The sequence below is a fragment of the Chitinophaga sp. 01L420 genome (assembly GCF_056399985.1).
On record NZ_JBFTSK010000042.1, the window covers coordinates 16,077 to 32,030 of the forward strand.

At 45.3% G+C, this 15,954-nt stretch carries 17 protein-coding genes; 9 read left to right on the top strand and 8 right to left on the bottom strand.

Features of this window, described 5'->3' with window-relative positions; genetic code table 11:
* Positions 1-85: 85 nt before the first annotated feature.
* Positions 86-532, top strand: a complete 447-nt coding sequence (locus tag AC1DP6_RS28720) for a DoxX family protein (RefSeq protein ID WP_477057955.1) — start codon at positions 86-88, stop codon at positions 530-532.
* Positions 533-600: 68 nt separating this feature from the next.
* Positions 601-2,151 (top strand): MFS transporter, encoded by a 1,551-nt coding sequence (locus AC1DP6_RS28725; RefSeq protein ID WP_477057956.1) that lies wholly within the window; start codon positions 601-603, stop codon positions 2,149-2,151.
* 35 nt (positions 2,152-2,186) lie between these two features.
* Here the strand turns inward: AC1DP6_RS28725 and AC1DP6_RS28730 are convergent, their stop codons facing one another.
* Entirely contained in the window at positions 2,187-2,813 is a 627-nt protein-coding gene (locus AC1DP6_RS28730) for a hypothetical protein (protein WP_477057957.1), read from the bottom strand.
* Positions 2,814-2,826: 13 nt separating this feature from the next.
* Positions 2,827-3,276: a hypothetical protein gene (locus AC1DP6_RS28735; protein ID WP_477057958.1), complete on the bottom strand. Its 450-nt coding sequence runs from the start codon at positions 3,274-3,276 to the stop codon at positions 2,827-2,829.
* 78 nt (positions 3,277-3,354) lie between these two features.
* On the opposite strand from AC1DP6_RS28735, the gene AC1DP6_RS28740 reads away from it, so the two are divergent.
* From AC1DP6_RS28740 to AC1DP6_RS28750, 3 genes are all read left to right on the top strand, one after another.
* Complete coding sequence (locus tag AC1DP6_RS28740) at positions 3,355-3,540, top strand: hypothetical protein (protein WP_477057959.1); 186 nt, start codon at positions 3,355-3,357, stop codon at positions 3,538-3,540.
* Positions 3,541-3,752: 212 nt separating this feature from the next.
* Entirely contained in the window at positions 3,753-4,571 is an 819-nt protein-coding gene (locus AC1DP6_RS28745; RefSeq protein WP_133810714.1) for an HAD-IIA family hydrolase, read from the top strand.
* Positions 4,572-4,682: 111 nt separating this feature from the next.
* Complete coding sequence (locus tag AC1DP6_RS28750; protein ID WP_477057960.1) at positions 4,683-5,036, top strand: hypothetical protein; 354 nt, start codon at positions 4,683-4,685, stop codon at positions 5,034-5,036.
* An 82-nt stretch (positions 5,037-5,118) separates the two neighbouring features.
* Here the strand turns inward: AC1DP6_RS28750 and AC1DP6_RS28755 are convergent, their stop codons facing one another.
* Positions 5,119-6,003 carry a dihydrodipicolinate synthase family protein gene (locus AC1DP6_RS28755; protein ID WP_477057961.1) on the bottom strand — a complete coding sequence of 295 codons (885 nt, stop codon included), beginning with the start codon at positions 6,001-6,003 and terminating at the stop codon, positions 5,119-5,121.
* A gap of 48 nt (positions 6,004-6,051) precedes the next feature.
* Positions 6,052-6,528, bottom strand: a complete 477-nt coding sequence (locus tag AC1DP6_RS28760; RefSeq protein ID WP_477057962.1) for a cupin domain-containing protein — start codon at positions 6,526-6,528, stop codon at positions 6,052-6,054.
* Between the two features lie 115 nt (positions 6,529-6,643).
* On the opposite strand from AC1DP6_RS28760, the gene pdxR reads away from it, so the two are divergent.
* Both pdxR and AC1DP6_RS28770 read left to right on the top strand, forming a co-directional pair.
* Positions 6,644-8,089, top strand: a complete 1,446-nt coding sequence (gene pdxR / locus AC1DP6_RS28765) for a MocR-like pyridoxine biosynthesis transcription factor PdxR (protein ID WP_477057963.1) — start codon at positions 6,644-6,646, stop codon at positions 8,087-8,089.
* A 243-nt stretch (positions 8,090-8,332) separates the two neighbouring features.
* Entirely contained in the window at positions 8,333-10,105 is a 1,773-nt protein-coding gene (locus AC1DP6_RS28770) for an ATP-binding response regulator (protein WP_477057964.1), read from the top strand.
* A gap of 13 nt (positions 10,106-10,118) precedes the next feature.
* Here the strand turns inward: AC1DP6_RS28770 and AC1DP6_RS28775 are convergent, their stop codons facing one another.
* Positions 10,119-11,246 carry a terpene synthase family protein gene (locus AC1DP6_RS28775; RefSeq protein ID WP_477057965.1) on the bottom strand — a complete coding sequence of 376 codons (1,128 nt, stop codon included), beginning with the start codon at positions 11,244-11,246 and terminating at the stop codon, positions 10,119-10,121.
* Positions 11,247-11,722: 476 nt separating this feature from the next.
* On the opposite strand from AC1DP6_RS28775, the gene AC1DP6_RS28780 reads away from it, so the two are divergent.
* A complete protein-coding gene (locus tag AC1DP6_RS28780) occupies positions 11,723-12,439 on the top strand; it encodes a siderophore-interacting protein (protein ID WP_477057966.1) in 717 nt (238 codons plus the stop codon).
* Here the strand turns inward: AC1DP6_RS28780 and AC1DP6_RS28785 are convergent.
* The 3 genes from AC1DP6_RS28785 to AC1DP6_RS28795 all read right to left on the bottom strand — a co-directional run bounded on the left by AC1DP6_RS28785 (position 12,414) and on the right by AC1DP6_RS28795 (position 15,096).
* On the bottom strand, positions 12,414-12,617 hold the full coding sequence (locus tag AC1DP6_RS28785) for a helix-turn-helix transcriptional regulator (protein ID WP_477057967.1): 204 nt from the start codon (positions 12,615-12,617) through the stop codon (positions 12,414-12,416). The two genes, AC1DP6_RS28780 and AC1DP6_RS28785, sit on opposite strands and share 26 nt — an antisense overlap.
* A 109-nt stretch (positions 12,618-12,726) precedes the next feature.
* Complete coding sequence (locus AC1DP6_RS28790; protein WP_477057968.1) at positions 12,727-13,878, bottom strand: serine hydrolase domain-containing protein; 1,152 nt, start codon at positions 13,876-13,878, stop codon at positions 12,727-12,729.
* A gap of 3 nt (positions 13,879-13,881) precedes the next feature.
* On the bottom strand, positions 13,882-15,096 hold the full coding sequence (locus AC1DP6_RS28795; protein ID WP_477057969.1) for a 6-bladed beta-propeller: 1,215 nt from the start codon (positions 15,094-15,096) through the stop codon (positions 13,882-13,884).
* 261 nt (positions 15,097-15,357) lie between these two features.
* Here AC1DP6_RS28795 and AC1DP6_RS28800 point away from each other — a divergent pair, with 261 nt between their 5' ends.
* Positions 15,358-15,933: an RNA polymerase sigma-70 factor gene (locus AC1DP6_RS28800; RefSeq protein ID WP_477057970.1), complete on the top strand. Its 576-nt coding sequence runs from the start codon at positions 15,358-15,360 to the stop codon at positions 15,931-15,933.
* The last annotated feature ends 21 nt before the right edge of the window (positions 15,934-15,954 follow it).

A 15,954-nucleotide genomic window follows, 5' to 3' on the forward strand; every position in this document is an offset into this window, starting at 1 on the left:
TTGTTGGCGATTATTTTTTGATAAATGTCACAGGATAACAGGTGCCTGTTAACCCACCTTTGTATCAAATAAAATGTACAAAGAAATGATGTATCAACTTTTAGCAACGGATAACAGCTGGACTTCCCTGGTATTAAGACTGACCGTAGGTATTGTATTGTTCCCACATGCCGTGCAGAAAATGTTCGGATGGTTTAATGGGCCGGGATTATCCGGCGAAATGAAGTATATGACGGGCGTAGCCGGATTGCCCGCATACATAGCAGCGCTGGCCATCATCATTGAATGCGGAGGGATGCTCATGCTGCTCACAGGTACCGGCACCCGGGTGGCAGCCATTGGCATTTTTGGATTGTTTATCGGCATGATCACCTGCATCCATGCGAAGAACGGGTTTTTTATGAACTGGTTCGGGAAATTACCTGCCGGGCAGGAAGGCTTCGAGTATCATCTGCTGGTACTGGGAATTTGTATCGTGCTATTTATAGCTGGTGGTGGCAGGTATTCTGTAGACCGGTGGTTAACGGTATGATAAATGATGGTGGAGAGGGAACATTTTGTAGGAATGTATGTTAACTTGTTATTCTCATCTCCACAATTATGACAACCGTATCGCTCCGGAGTGCCGAAGGCAAATGGATTATGGTGACCACCATCTTAGCCTCTGCCATGGCTTTTATAGATGGTACCGCATTGAATGTGGTGTTACCCTCTCTGCAAAAGAATTTGAAAGCCTCCGGAGCGGACCTCTTCTGGGTCTTAAATGCTTACCTGTTGATGCTGGCTTCCCTGATATTGATAGGAGGTACGCTGGGCGACAGGCTGGGGCGTAAGAAAGTATTTATGACCGGGATCTTTATTTTTATCCTCGGCTCTGCGGCCTGTGGCCTGGCGGGTAGCGCCACCCTGCTGATCATTTTCCGGATGATACAGGGCATCGGTGGTGCGCTGATGATACCTGGAAGTCTGTCTCTCATTTCCTCGGGTATCAATGAAAACGAAAGAGGAAAAGCCATTGGCACCTGGTCAGCCATCACTACGCTGGTGACCATGGGCGGACCGGTATTAGGTGGTGCCTTGGCGGATGCGGGCTTATGGCGTTACATCTTTTTTATCAACGTGCCCATAGGTGTGATGGCATTATTGTTTTTAGGATGGAAGGTGTCTGAAAGTAAAGAGATAGATACACAAAAGGGACTTGATTTTCCGGGAGCTATACTCATTGCCTTTGGACTAGCCTTGCTCACCTTTGGTTTCCTGCGTATGCCGGCAGAGGGTTTGGGAGATGTAAAAGTATACGGATCTATTATTGCCGGGATCATATTGCTCGTTGCCTTTATAGTGGTGGAGCATAAAAGCAGTGATCCGATGCTGCCTTTGCCTTTGTTCGCCAATCTGACCTTTAGCGGGGCTAACCTGCTCACTTTCTTTCTGTATGCCGGTCTGGGAGTAGGTATGTTGTTCCTGTCGCTGAACATGGTGCAGGTGCAGGGGTACAGCCAGCTGGAGTCGGGACTTACTTTTCTGCCATTCACCGTGTTAATGATCGGCATTGCCCGCTTTGCAGGGAGCCTTGCTGACCGGCATGGCCCCAGACTATTCCTGATTATAGGGCCTTGTTTGGCAGGTGCCGGTTTATTGCTGCTGTCTTTCGTCGGGCAAACAAAGGGTCCTGGCGATTATTGGACCACTTTCTTCCCGGGTATCGTGGTATTGGGGTTGGGGATGTCTTTTACGGTAGCTCCTCTTACTGCTACTGTGATGGGGGCGGTAAGTAATCATTTATCGGGTACGGCATCGGGCATCAATAATGCGATCACCCGTATTGCCGGTGTTTTTGCCAATGCTGTTTTCGGTTCACTGGCGGTATTGTTTTTCTCTACCGCGGTGCAAAAGGATATGAATGCCTTTCCGTTGGAGCAGCAGCAAAAGGAAACGGTAGTAGCGCAGGCGGTAAATCTGGGGAACGCCCAGCCACCGAAGGAGCTGGATCCCGCACAACAGGCGGCTGTTCTTAAAGTGTATCATGCCGGCTTCGTGGACGCCTATGGGAAAATTATGCGTCTCTCTGCTGCGCTGGGTTTCCTGGGCGGTTTGATGGCGCTGCTGTTTATCAGGTCATCCAAAACAGCTGTAAAAGATGCTGCTTAGCCTTGTTCAATGCTGGTTGAGTGGGATGGAGCGGCTTATTTATCTGCCATTAAAGCAATGGCCATTGCGCGGCGATAGAAATCCCCGAACTGCTCCGGTGTATATTTCGCCCACATGGCATTTAAAACATCCAGCAGGTCTAATGACACCCATTCCCAAAGGATGGTATCAAAGTTATACTTCAGCATCTGCATTTTTACTTCCTGTCTTAATGTATAGATGAATTCGGCGCTGAGCCCCAATTCTTCCAGTTTACGGGTCAGTAATTGATCCGTTGCTGCCGAATACGGTGTGTCCAGAAAAGGTTCCAGTATCCAGCTCCAGATGTTAATCCGGCGTACGATAGGAATCTGATGTGTATTGGCAAACGCTTTCAGTTCTTTCACAGGAATAGTGGGCGCAAAAATTAATTCATTCCCGATCTGTATGGTGGGGGGAGAAGATGTCAGATCTATGCTGCGTATATCTTTCGCGGCAAAAGTAGTTTGTTGATAAGCAATGGAAGGCTGGAAAAGATAATGGTTGACAGTGATGGTATCAGATGTGATCATCACTTCTCCTAATTGTGCCGCAAATAGTGCCATTTCTTCTCTGGAGGTAGTAAATGGGGTGAATCCACTGGTCCAGATATCTTCGTTTTCATTACTGTCGGGTGTTTCCATGCATCATTACATTTTAAAATCTCAGGGCTTTTTTTATCGTTGGCACTTCTGCAAACGTTTCTTTTATTGTTTGAAAGATATCGATCGCTTCATAATCAATCTTAAATTGTTCCACCCTGAAATCTTTTTGCCGGATCAGCTCCAGCCACAGGGGCGGAATCGCAAAGTCATTCTGTTGGATATAATCTGAAAGAAAGTTGTTGAAGATGATTTCTCCGTCTGTATAATAGGAGAAGTCAAAAGTGAAAGTGCCCTGATAGGGGCGGATTCTCCTGATACTGGTAGCTACCAGCGGGTAGCAGTTAGCGACATAATCGATCAGTTGCGCTCTTAGCGCTGGAGGATATACATTTTCCTGCTGAAATGTTTTGATAGAGGGCAGTGGATATTGGGCTAAATCATTTTCCATTCTTTCCTCGATGAAAAAAGGCACACAACGATAATTCCAGGTTAAGTACGACATATAGCAATGGTTCAAGTTGTTAGATGGCAGGGGCCTTGCGGCATAGATATTGTCCTATATACTGTCAAACGCTAATATATGAATGTAAAAAGACTTTTCGGGACCATTCTGACCGTTTTGGGGATAATAGGCCTCATATATGCTGGTTTTGGTTTCATTAAGCACAGCATGCAGTGGCGTGAATTACTCGTAGCTGCCATAATAGGCATTATCTTCTTCGTATCGGGCATTGGCCTGGTAAGGAATACGAAAGACGAAGCATAACCGTTTATTTTGCGTTTAATGAATCACTTTTTCTAAATAATTTCCTTTCCCGGAAATTATTATTATCTTTAACCCGGATAACAATTCTACTTGTTATCTGTACGCTATGTACTGCTGTATCTACGCAGCTTCCCGCCTTTATCCATTCCATAGGTTTTTATGAATGTTATTTTTTACTGTTCAACTTATAAAGTAACCAACATCGAATTGCTATGAAAAAAAAGGGATTTCTTATCGACATGGATGGTGTAATCTACAAGGGAAGTGAACCAATTCCCGGCGCTGTAGAATTTATTAATGGTCTCCGGGATAAAGGGCTTCCTTTTCTGTTTCTGACGAACAACAGCCAAAGAACCAGCAGGGATGTTTGCTACAAGCTTAATAAGATGGGCTTTAAGGTAAATGACGAAGATATCTTTACCTGCGCCATGGCCACCGCCAGGTACCTGGCATCCAAAAAAGAAAACGGAACCGCCTATGTAATCGGCGAAGGAGGCTTGCTTACAGAACTGCACAATGCCGGCTATTCTATCGTAGATGACCAACCTGATTATGTGATTATTGGTGAAGGCAGAACGATCATGCTCGAATCTGTTGATAAAGCCATCAATATGATTATGAAAGGCGCCAAATTAATCGCTACTAACCTGGATCCCAATTGCCCCATAGGTGATGGCAAATACAGAGCAGGATGCGGTGCACTCGTAGCGATGCTGGAATCTGCCAGCGGTATCAAAGCCTTTAGTGTGGGTAAACCCAGTCCCGTAATGATGCGCATGGCCAGGAAAACACTGGGATTGACTACCGACGAAACCGTGATGATAGGGGATACAATGGGTACTGATATCCTTGGTGCCGGCTCCATGGGCTTCACTACTATCCTGACGCTGTCAGGGGTAACACATGAAAATGACCTCGCACACTTTGGTTATTCTCCCGACTTTATTATTAAATCTATCAAGGACTTACTGAATGAACAACTGTTTATGAAAGTAATGGGAGAATCATTGCTGATGGACGCAACTTACTAATATAAACTCCACTGGAAAAACGAAAACCTCACGTTTAACGTGGGGTTTTTTGTTTCATTGGATGAGGGATAGGATACGAATTTTAGATATCTTTCCGCTCAAATTATTACGATGAATCATATCCGCCAATTGTTCGAAAAATGGGCGTTGCCGCAGGAAGACCTGGAGGCATTGATAGACTATGAATGGCGGGACGCTTTTCGACTAATGCCCTTAGCAGCATTTGAAGAACTGATACAATACAGAGACGAGTTTGGACTACCGGAAACGGTTGCACCGCTGATTGATTGCGGTGGCTCCAATTATGTAGGCATTCATATATCCGGTACTTTGAAAAATAAAATTTGCTTCCTGGATCATGAGGAGATGGATGTAACGCCTGTTTTTGAAAATGTGCAGCAGCTATTAGCGGCCATCACTGCTGCACCGGAATGTTATGATTACCGCGATATACCGGTCAGCTGACCGGGAATATGAACAAAATACTGGCCGCCAGCATTGCTTTTATTGAACGGCTTTCTACCAATAATCCTTGTGGCGCTAAACACTAGTTCATACGCCTTAAAATCGCTGACAATTGCTGATAATCGTGATCACTCAACGGTTGCAACGGACTTCTCAGGTAGCCACTTTCAATGCCCTGTATTTTTAATCCTGCCTGTATGGCGGCTGGCAAGCCTTTGCTGACAATGAACTGCAGCAGTTCAAACTGCTGATAAAAAATATCCCTTGCAGTATCCAGCCGATGCTGACTGATGGCTTCGTACAATTGCCGGTTAAGCGCCGGTATTAAATTAAAGGCAGCGGTACACCAGCCACTGGCGCCCGCGGCGAACGCACCCAGCGCCAGCGGATTGGATCCGTTATAAAAGGCCACAGCTTCTCCCAATTCTTTGCGCAGGATATGCATACGCTGGATATCTCCGCTGCTTTCTTTGATCATGGTCACGTTAGGAATTTGCAACAGTCTTTTAAGCAGTGCGGGCGACATGTCAATACCACCGGTAGCCGGATTGTTGTAAGCCATAATAGGAATAGACAACTGAGCAGCCACTTGTTCATAGTGACGGAAAATTTCATCATCCGTTAGCTTCCAATAGCTCATAGGGATGATCATTACGGCGGTGGCGCCGGCTTTTTCCGCGAACCGTGCATGATAAATAGTGCGTTCTGTGGTCAGATTGGATACGCCTATCAGTACCGGTACCCGACCATTTACCTGTTGCAGTGCTGCTTCTGTGATAGCTTCCTTCTCTTCATCACTGAGATAGGGGAGCACGCCGGTACTGCCCAAAGGAGCAATGCCATGGGCGCCGGATTGTACCAGGCGCTCCGTCAGCGATTTAAATAAAGGCAGGTCTACTTTTTCTCCGGCATCAAAAGGGGTGATGGGGTAGGCAATGATGCCTTTGAATGTTGCGGTGTCGTTCATGTTCTTTTTCATTTAGTGAGATGATAATAAAGTGGCAGATGCTTTGACTCATGCGGGATCGCGGCCTTCTTCTTCCCGCAATGCCACGCCCAGGTTTTGTAGCTGTGGTGCATTTTCGCAGGCAATATATCTTGCCGGCTCACTGTCACTTAAGTTCTGATGACGATGCCATGCCCAGCTGGGAATGTATACGGCATCGCCGGCCTGCCATTCTACTTTTTCGTCTTCTACTTCGGTATATCCTTTTCCTTCCAGAACAAACAACACGGTTTCGTAGGTATGCCGGTGTCTGTTGGTGAGTTGTCCCGGGAGCAGGCCACCAATGGTCATGCTCACGTTTTGGGTGGGCAGGTCTACAAAGAAAACCGGGTGTTTACGTTCGGTAGAAAACTGGGTATGTGCACCCGCCTGTTCTACATTTTTGTGGATCAGCTTTTCCTGCTTTACATATACGGGGCGGGCAAATGTTTGATGAAAGTCTTTCGAAGAGAAAGCGGCGGGTGTTGCTGCGGTATTTTTTTCCATGGGTAAAAAGTTTTTAGTTAAAAATGTTTTTCCGTCAATTCGATTTGACCCTACAAAATTTGTCTATTTTTGGATGACCTTAATCATCCAGTTTTCACTTAAATAGATGGTCCAGATGCTTAGACCCTGGAATACGATACTTCCGATTGATGTAGACAAACAGTTGTCGGTGTACCAGCAGATAGCTGATGGTATAATAGCTGAAATCCGCAAGGGACGCTTAAAGCCGGGGACTCCGCTGCCGGGCAGCCGCGTGCTGGCAGCAGATATTGGTGTAAACAGGAAGACCGTCGTGCTGGCCTATGAGTCCCTGATAGCAGAGGGTTGGCTGGAAACTGCTGACAAGAAAGGGACCTTCGTATCTCATGAACTGCCGCAGCAAAAAAAGCAGGCAACCAGGAAGGGGAATACTTTTGCATTCAATCATACTACTGGTATGCTGTCGGAGCAGCCTGCTGCCACTTCCGGGCTGATCACTTTCAATGATGGATTACCGGATGTCCGGCTGGCGCCTATGGATGAACTGGCGAAAGCCTATAAGCGCATCTTCCAGCAAAAAGCGCGCTGGCGCATGTTAGGCTACGGACATCTTCAGGGAGAAGAAAGACTACGGGTGGCACTGGCCGATATGTTATCGTTCAAGAGAGGTATGAATGCAGGCAAGGATAATATCTGCATAACGAGGGGTAGCCAGATGGCATTGTACCTGACTGCGCATACACTGCTTCAACCTGGTGATACCGTGGCCATGGAATGTCCCGGTTACCTGCCGGCCTGGCAAACATTTGCAGGAGCAGGCGCCAGTATGGTCAATATAGCTGTCGATGATAAAGGATTAGTGGTGGATGAGCTGGAACAGCTGTGCCGTATAAAGCCGGTGAAAGCCGTGTATGTGACACCGCATCACCAGTTTCCCACTGCGGTGAGTATGAAAATGGAACGCCGGCTCCGGCTCATTGAATTATCTAACCGTTACGGTTTTGCTATTATAGAGGATGATTACGATCATGAGTTTCATTTTGATGCTAAAAGCCTGTTGCCACTGGCCAGCAACCAGGATGCGGCCAATGTAATTTATATCAGCTCTCTCAGCAAGCTGGTTGCGCCTGCTGTAAGAATCGGTTACGTAACGGGACCCGCTGCATTTATTGCCTCGCTGGCGCAGCTGCGGGGACTTGTAGACCGGCATGGTGATCCAATGATGGAACAGGCTATCGCGGAACTGATGGAAGCAGGCGCCGTGAATCGCCATGCAAAAAGAGCATTTAATATTTACAAGGAAAGAAGAGATCACATGGAAGCACACCTGTTAACCTATCTTGGTAAAAAGATTACGTTCCGGAAGCCGGAAGGAGGACTGGCCTTTTGGGTGAAATTTAACCGCACAATTAATACAGAAGAGTTGTCTGTAAAGCTCCTGAAAAAAGGAGTATCCGTGATGCCTACAGAGCGCTTTTCCTTTTCCGGTAAGCCTTTGAACGCATTGCGCCTGGGCTATGCTTCGCTTACTCCGGCAGAACTGGAAGAAGGCATCCGCATCATTGCAACTGCGATCCGCTAAGGAACGATATACTGGCATTTACATTTAATTTACAGTTGCTAAGTAAAATAGAGATATCTTTCAGAAACATTCCCGGGGGATAAAATTAGTCACACCCAAAGCAAGTATATACCATGGAAAAAAGGTATATTAATAAAATTGATTCGACCCAAAGAAAGGAGATTTTGTTACCGGAATATTACATACTATCTCAAAATAACTTAAGGTGCCGCACCTTGATCAGCATCTGAAAACCTACACGACATGCGCTATTTGAATCTACATCTTAACAAAACCGGCAGTGTTGGAAAAAAAATCAGCAATTTCATCTCCGCTATCTGGAATATAGGTACCACCGGTGTAACCGATCCTGAAAGTATAAAAAGGATCCGCTTAACCAATTCCATTGGTACCTGTGTGGCGTTAATGGTATTTTTGATTGCTCCTGTTTATTTTGTATTTACACATAATAAGGTCATGTTGGCCGCCGCCAGCGTGGATGCGCTGGTTGCCTTATCTGTACTTCCCTTTAATTATTATAAAAAGCATTTAACCGCCAGTCTCGTGATCTACTTCCTGCAATGTTTTGCAGTGCTGGCATTCGGGATCATTTTAGGCGGCGTACTGCAATTACAATTCATGATTGTATTCCTGATCTCTATTCTTTACCTGATGTTTAAGGAAAGACGATTGAGGACATTCTGCCTGGTCTCCGCTATTTTAACACTCGCCGTTTTACAATCCATTTATTACTTTAATTCTGTAGAGTTACAACCCATCGGATTAGGTACCGGTTACATTATTCAGTCGCTGGCCCTGGCAGGTGTATTGTTTCTGATCCTGGTAATCAGCAAGCCCTATGTGCACAGCAATGATTACTATCCGGAACTGGAAAGAGCCAACCGCTTCAAAAAGATTTTTATATACCAGGTTTCACACGAGCTGAGAAATTCACTGAACCAGGTTTACCTGGCTTCCAATTTACTGAAACAGGAGGCATTGCTTGATGAAAACCTGAAAAAGAATGAGTACCTGATTGATGTACTCCGATACTCCGCCATAGAGGCAAAGAATATTGTGAACAATGTACTGAGTATGTCAAGGATTGAATCCGGCCTGGTGGAACCTACCGTGTTGGCTACCTTTTATGCTACGCCGTTTTTTGAAAAATGTGTAGCGGTATACCGGCTCATGGCCCGGTCAAGAGGACTTACCCTGAAACTGATGATCGATGCCAACATGCCTGCCGTCATGGCGGGTGATCCTTTGAAATTAAATGAAGTGATCAATAACCTGTTGGGTAATGCCATTAAGTACGCACATAAAAACAGTATCATCTATTTAAGAATAGGGGTGAGCGGAAAAACCTACTGCATAGAAGTCACTAATAAAGGGGAAACCATTCCAATGGAAAAAATGACCGCCATTTTTGATCCCTTTGTGACCAATAAAAGTAACCGCAACATTGAAGGAACCGGTATCGGGCTTTCACTGGTGAAACGGGTGGTGACGGCTATGGGTGGTAAAGTAGCTGCTACCACGCCTATGCCTGAACATACCATGTTCACCGTGATATTGCCGCTGCTGGCAGGTAAGGTAGAAGATATTCCCGAAGAAGAGGATGAAATGGATGTTTTCGATTTTTCTTTGAAGATAGTGCTGGCGGAAGACAATGAAATGAATAGCATGCTCCTGTCTAAACTGCTGCAGAAACTGGGCTGTAAAGTGGTGACCACGGCCAACGGACAGGAAGCATTGGAAGCCATTGAAAAGTATGCGCCGGATTTAGTGATCCTGGACAGCGAAATGCCGGTATTAGACGGCGAACAAACACTACTCAAATTAAAATCCCAGTCCAATACCAGTCACATACCTGTAATAATCGCCACAGCAGACGCTTTTGCAGAGAATCAGGGTCGCTTTACCGTAGCCGGTGCAGCTGCTATTCTGTCCAAACCTATTGAACCGAAAGAACTGGCAAAAGTGCTGAATCAACATTTTAAACGCCACTGTGACGATTTATTACTACAACAGTAAGAGGGGCTGAGGCTTATACGGCTTTCGCTATCGGATCAGGTAATTGTGTTTCGAGCCAGATCGAAGCAGGGCGTTTGTACCGTTTGGTATACACCTGCCACAACCAACTCGCCTGTACACATTTGTCGATACCTTTCAAATGCCTGTTCAGCCTGGCTGTTTTATCCGCATCGGCCGCACTGGCTTTGCTTAACTGCCCGTTGATTTTATCTATTAACTCAAGCAATTCAATTAATATATCCTGCACAATTTTGGCGGCGCTGCTAATCACTTCGTTGAACGTATACGCCGGATGATTCAGGGCAACGGCCATTAAAAGATTGGCATCGGTACTATTGTCAATGACCTCCTTTTCAAACGAAAAAAGATCATTCGACAAGCAGCCAAATGCTGCTGTTAAGAAATTGACCCTCCGAAGGTAGTTGTCAATACCCGCAGCCGCACACCATTCTTTGCTCAGGAAGTTACCTTCCGCATATTCAATGAGTAGTACAATGTGATGCATGCCGGAAGTATGGCAGCGCAGGTCAATGTACTCCTCCACTGTAGGAATGTGGCCAAGCGCATCTGAATTACCATCTCTGTGTGTTACATCGATATGATAACAATACAACTGCATGAACTCCTCAAACCAAACGGCCGGCGACGTTTCTTTCATGAATTGCAGAATTTCCACATTGGCTTTTTCTACCGGCGTGGCGTCAGCAGGCAGCAATAAACGATGATCTACGCTGGCCATTCTCTTCATTAAATTCCTCGCTTCCAATTGTTCGGTTGCTTTCAGATGGCCGAAAAGATCGCGCCCAACTACATCATTTAAGTAGTAGTCGATCGCATTGTTTTCTACCATCGCCAGCATGCGGTCAAACTGCGCATCCGGATACAGGTACAGCTCGCAGGTGATGTAATGTTTGGCATTATCGCACCAGATGCCATGCGCTTCACAGTATTGCTGCGCAATCCGGATGATCTCCTCGCTTCGAGGATGTGGATACAGCTGTTTACAATATTCATCTAACCGGAAATTGCCAAAGTTGAGAAAATCAGCAATTGAAAAAACAGTTCCCTCCAGTAGTTGGTGGGAATACTGTTGCTGAATCTGCGCCATTCTAAGGGCAGTCAGGGACATTGTTTCATTCATAAATGTTGTTTTTTTTAATGTGTGTGAAAATAGAAATCCATTCTATTTGCGTATAGCCGAACAGTTGGCCGCAGCCTGGGTAAGCATTGATGTAGGTAGACAGTAGGTGGCAGACGAAATAGGAAATTGACCGAAATAGACATAGGAACCATATCGGCGTTTTTACTATTGTTGAATGGTTACAGTAGCCTTGCTGTATTTGATAAGTGTATGTGCTTACAAGATAGCTAAAATGGACAAACCAATTGATGGGAAAAATAACGGTAGGTACGAATACTAAAGCGGAATACAGCCGATTATCACAAAATACACTGCAGCTTTAAAGCAGTGATGGGAGCCGTTTACAGACTAATGAAAAGATTATCAGGTAGAACTGTGCTAGAAGGAAAGCATCCGGGCAACCCGCTTTTTTATTGACGTAGATCAAAGATTAACAAAAATAGATCAGGCAATTTTGTGGTATGAATCACAATGATATGAACCAAGCTGAACATACAGCGGTAATACAGCAGGCGAAGGTGCTTTCCGTTCTGCAGATAGCCGCACATGCCTGGCACCTGAAGATACAGGGCAGCGACTTTAAACGAATGCAGTACCTCCCCGGATTTACCCTGGATATGTATATCGGCAACCCTTTTGAAGTACCGGAAACGGTGGGCCGGAAATATTCCTTCTGGCGTTATGATCCGGTATCGGGCATCGCAGATATCGCCATCTGCACGTTCTCTAACGGGAAAGGAGCCCGCTGGATAAAGACATTGAGGGCAAATGATACCGTCTATTTTAAGCCACCCCGGGGTAAACTGCTGGTGGACGAAAACGCCGATCGTTATTTGCTGATAGGAAATATTACGGCGCTATCACATCTCTATGAAATTAACCGGCATTTGCCGGCAGGTAAACCTGTACACTCACTTATTTATGCAAAGCAAAAAGAGGATATCTTTCCGGACATAGACTTGCGTTATCCTTTTAAGTACCGGGTAACTGCTCCGGAAGAAATCAGGGCGGCCATATTGCAGCAGCTTCCGGAGCACCTGGATAACACCATCGCCTATATTTTAGGAGATCCTGATACTTGTGTATGGCTGCACCATTATCTGAAAGAAGAAAGGAATGTGCCGGTAAGTCATCTTAAGACAAAACCCTTCTGGAAAAATGCGCCGATTACTCATCCGTCGATTCCAGCATAAACAACTGCTCTACCGTTGTATGGAGAATCTTTGCAATTTTTAAAGCCAGTAATGTAGAGGGAACAAATTTGCCAAGTTCAATGGCGTTAATGGTTTGCCTGGATACCTTCGCTTTTTCAGCCAGGGTTCCCTGCGTCATATTTTGTTTGGCCCGCTCTACTTTAAGGGTGTTTTTCATGAAGACTTACTATAAGCAGTAGCGAAAAGTTTGGTGTAGAAAATAATAAAGTGCTTTTACCTCTCTAAAAGTAAAGTAAACTTTACAAAAAGACAAAGTAATTAACACTTTATGGAATCTGTTCCAGCATTTTCCGGGCAATCGCTTCTACCGGCAGGTGCTGATTTACGGCTACCGCCACAAACGCTTTCGTAGCCRTATCATAGAGCACAATGGCGCGATAGGTTTCTGTGCCACCACTGTGTCCGATCCAGCTATCCGTTGTGTTATTAATCTCCTTAAAATCAAATAGCATGATCCCTTTACCATAATACGTCCCTTTGTCGTACATAGGGTACAAATTGCGGAGACGGTCGTACGTTGATGGGAGTGTGTTAAGCTTGCCGGTGAGTAATGCATACAGCAGCGCCACCATATCTTTTGCGTTAGCAACAATGTTGCCGGCGCCCAGCGGAATGGAATAGTCGGTGGCCACGATACGGCCGTTTTCATGCGCCAGCGCCAGGTTAGCTGGTAACTCCTGCGGCGACAATGCCCGGAGGGAATTGAGTTGTAAAGGTAATGCCAATCTTTGCTGCACTATTTCCGCATAGGTTTTTCCTTCGATTTTTTCTGCGATCATAGCCAGTAACAGATAGCCGGTATTGCTGTACGACCAATACTGCCCGGGTGGAAACAGATTCTTTTTGGAGATGGCGAGGTCAATTAATTCCTGCGGTGCGTAATAGCGGTGGCTGAAATGAAAAGCACTATCGGCATTAAAACTGTAGATACCGCCGGTATGATCCAGTAGCGCATCTATCGTTATCTTATCTGCATCGGGTATCTGCGGGAACCATTGGGATAGCTGGCTGTTACCATCCAATTTCTTTTCCAGGATCAATGCGGTAATGATGGTAGCCGTTATCAGTTTACCTACACTCGCCCAGTAAAACACCGTATGTGCGTCTACTTTATGTTGATCAGGCAGTGAGATAAAGCCGGTATCTATTTGCCAGAGCCCTTTGCCGGGTACCAGCATTGCTGCTGTGATGCCAGGCATGCCGGTACGCGTAAACATCTCCTGCATTTTTTTATGCAAACTGTCATTGAGCACACCGGAAACAGGTAGGTGAATATCATATTGACTGGCATCTGGTAAGATATCCTCCCGCAGCGGTGCATGTTTAGCACCGCCCTTGTAGCGTGCCTGTGCGGCTGCGTTTTGCAGGTTATAGCCGGAGAGCAGTAGGATTAGTATTATCAGGCAGTAGTTTTTCATGGACTACATCTCCCTTTTAAATGTTACTCTAATAATTACCGGATTACCTTTCCTGTTTCTGGCATCCTTGAAGTAGGTGGCGAGGGCAGGAGGATACACCGGTTTTTTTTCGGCGGTGGCCTCTTTTTGCTGGAACAATACTAAAGAAGAATAGGACGTGTAAAAAGAAGTACTGTCTGTTGCTAAAAAATTATGATTAATAAAATCCACGCCGCCCGTACGGCTATCTGTTACAAAAAGAAAATGCGTGCTTTCATCCGCGGTGATTTTATCGAGGGCGATTAAATGCTTTGTTGCCAGGTTGTAAACATACCCATCATTGCGGCCGGAATAGCTGCAAGGACGGAAAAACAGGTTGTTCCCCATTTTAAAGATGCCATCCAGGTTATAATAAAAGGTTTTATTCTTTTCCACGTAGGCAATCCGCTTGCCGTTCAAGGAAGAATCTGTAAGGAAATCACGTGGCAGCGTATTTGCCATTGGGAACACAAACCGATATACGGGGTAAAAGTTATGGGCGCTGAGATAATATATATTGAAATCATAAGGACGAACAAAATAAGCAGCCGTATCATCAGTGGCATAAAAGGTACTGTGGTTGGCGGACAATATATCCCTGCTTTCGAGGAGCGCGTATTTGTAATTATAAGGCAGCTGTTTTTGCGATATTCCCTGTTCGTCGATGACCACGATCTGGTAGGCAATGGAATCTTTATTCATTCTATCGGCATCGTAAGAATGACCAGCCGTTTTCCCTTGAGCAATATTCAGCATGTCGTAGCCATAGCCGTATGTCTTTATTTTCTTAATGAATTTTCCATCGGTATTAAAACCGACAGCCTCCTGGTCGCCAGCTACCTGGATCAGCTGATTAAATTTATCATAGCAAAAGGAACTCATGTAATAGTTGTTTCTATTGCTTACTGCGCGTGCTTTTATTTTTGCATGGTACTTTCCTGATTTATCAAAAATCAGGATGGCATTGGTGGATCTATCCAGGATAATATAATATGCCGGTGTTACTGCCAGCTGTTCAATGCTCCCGAAAACACTTTCGGGTGTGGATTCCAGGATGGTGAAGGAAACATTTTCTATCAGCTGTGAGGCACTACCTCCTATAGCGGTAGTCGGATCAATACGAAGGGTAGTTATTTCCTGGGCATAGGTGATGGTAGTAAAAAAGAAGGTGATTACGAATAAGAAAGAAGAACGGCGCATAGCGAACGGGAAAATTTATTGCTTTAAGATATGCAAATAAATGCTGGGTTTATTCATGATAAGCTGAAACGACTGGCTATTCCGGGTGAATGCCGATATGATTTTCTTTTTTATCAATATTTTTTTCGCAACTCGCTCTTTTTCCGCTGTGAATGTGGACATTATCTTTATATTTCAAGTACAGAGCAAGTCATATGCCCGGTCAGCACGCCATGATGGGTAGCTCAATGCCACGTATTTTTCATGAATAATATTAGCTGTATGTCAAGGGGAGTGCAKCTGCTCAGTGATGAGGAACTGATATCTCTGATGGCGGAAGATAATGAAGCAGCATTTACCGCTTTATATCACCGTTATTGGGAGATGTTGCTGGCCATGGCTTTTAACCGTTTAAAAGATCTGCCGGCAGCGGAGGATATTGTACATGATGTATTTGCCAGCATCTGGCGCAACAGGAATAAACTGGTGGCGGACTCTTTAAGCCACTACCTCGCTGCTGCCGTAAAATATATGACCATCGCTCATTTCCGGAAGAAGGAGTATGGCAACAAATACCAGGAAACGGTCGTAGACCCCGACCTTTGTGATGGCAACATGGAAAACAGGTTGCATTACCGGCATATTCTGCAAATGGTAAATGAAGAAGTAAATAATCTCCCTGAAAAATGTCGCGTGGTATTCCGTTATAGCCGCCAAAATGGGATGAGTTCCCGGGAAATAGCCCAGGTGATGGGCATCAGCCCCAAAACGGTAGATAACCAGCTGAATAAAGCCATTACGCACCTTCGCCATAAGATGAAGCACCTGATCCATTCCTGCTTCACTTTTCTTTTTTGATTTTTTTTGAAACTGCATAGG

Excerpts from the sequence above, each read along its gene's own strand:
- AC1DP6_RS28775 (WP_477057965.1), bottom strand. The coding sequence starts at position 11,246 with ATGAATGAAACAATGTCCCTGACTGCCCTTAGAATGGCGCAGATTCAG.
- AC1DP6_RS28745 (WP_133810714.1), top strand. The coding sequence starts at position 3,753 with ATGAAAAAAAAGGGATTTCTTATCGACATGGATGGTGTAATCTACAAG.
- AC1DP6_RS28770 (WP_477057964.1), top strand. The coding sequence starts at position 8,333 with ATGCGCTATTTGAATCTACATCTTAACAAAACCGGCAGTGTTGGAAAA.
- AC1DP6_RS28750 (WP_477057960.1), top strand. The coding sequence starts at position 4,683 with ATGAATCATATCCGCCAATTGTTCGAAAAATGGGCGTTGCCGCAGGAA.
- AC1DP6_RS28795 (WP_477057969.1), bottom strand. The coding sequence starts at position 15,096 with ATGCGCCGTTCTTCTTTCTTATTCGTAATCACCTTCTTTTTTACTACC.
- AC1DP6_RS28735 (WP_477057958.1), bottom strand. The coding sequence starts at position 3,276 with ATGTCGTACTTAACCTGGAATTATCGTTGTGTGCCTTTTTTCATCGAG.
- pdxR (WP_477057963.1), top strand. The coding sequence starts at position 6,644 with ATGCTTAGACCCTGGAATACGATACTTCCGATTGATGTAGACAAACAG.
- AC1DP6_RS28785 (WP_477057967.1), bottom strand. The coding sequence starts at position 12,617 with ATGAAAAACACCCTTAAAGTAGAGCGGGCCAAACAAAATATGACGCAG.
- AC1DP6_RS28730 (WP_477057957.1), bottom strand. The coding sequence starts at position 2,813 with ATGGAAACACCCGACAGTAATGAAAACGAAGATATCTGGACCAGTGGA.
- AC1DP6_RS28760 (WP_477057962.1), bottom strand. The coding sequence starts at position 6,528 with ATGGAAAAAAATACCGCAGCAACACCCGCCGCTTTCTCTTCGAAAGAC.
- AC1DP6_RS28740 (WP_477057959.1), top strand. The coding sequence starts at position 3,355 with ATGAATGTAAAAAGACTTTTCGGGACCATTCTGACCGTTTTGGGGATA.
- AC1DP6_RS28725 (WP_477057956.1), top strand. The coding sequence starts at position 601 with ATGACAACCGTATCGCTCCGGAGTGCCGAAGGCAAATGGATTATGGTG.
- AC1DP6_RS28780 (WP_477057966.1), top strand. The coding sequence starts at position 11,723 with ATGAACCAAGCTGAACATACAGCGGTAATACAGCAGGCGAAGGTGCTT.
- AC1DP6_RS28720 (WP_477057955.1), top strand. The coding sequence starts at position 86 with ATGATGTATCAACTTTTAGCAACGGATAACAGCTGGACTTCCCTGGTA.
- AC1DP6_RS28755 (WP_477057961.1), bottom strand. The coding sequence starts at position 6,003 with ATGAACGACACCGCAACATTCAAAGGCATCATTGCCTACCCCATCACC.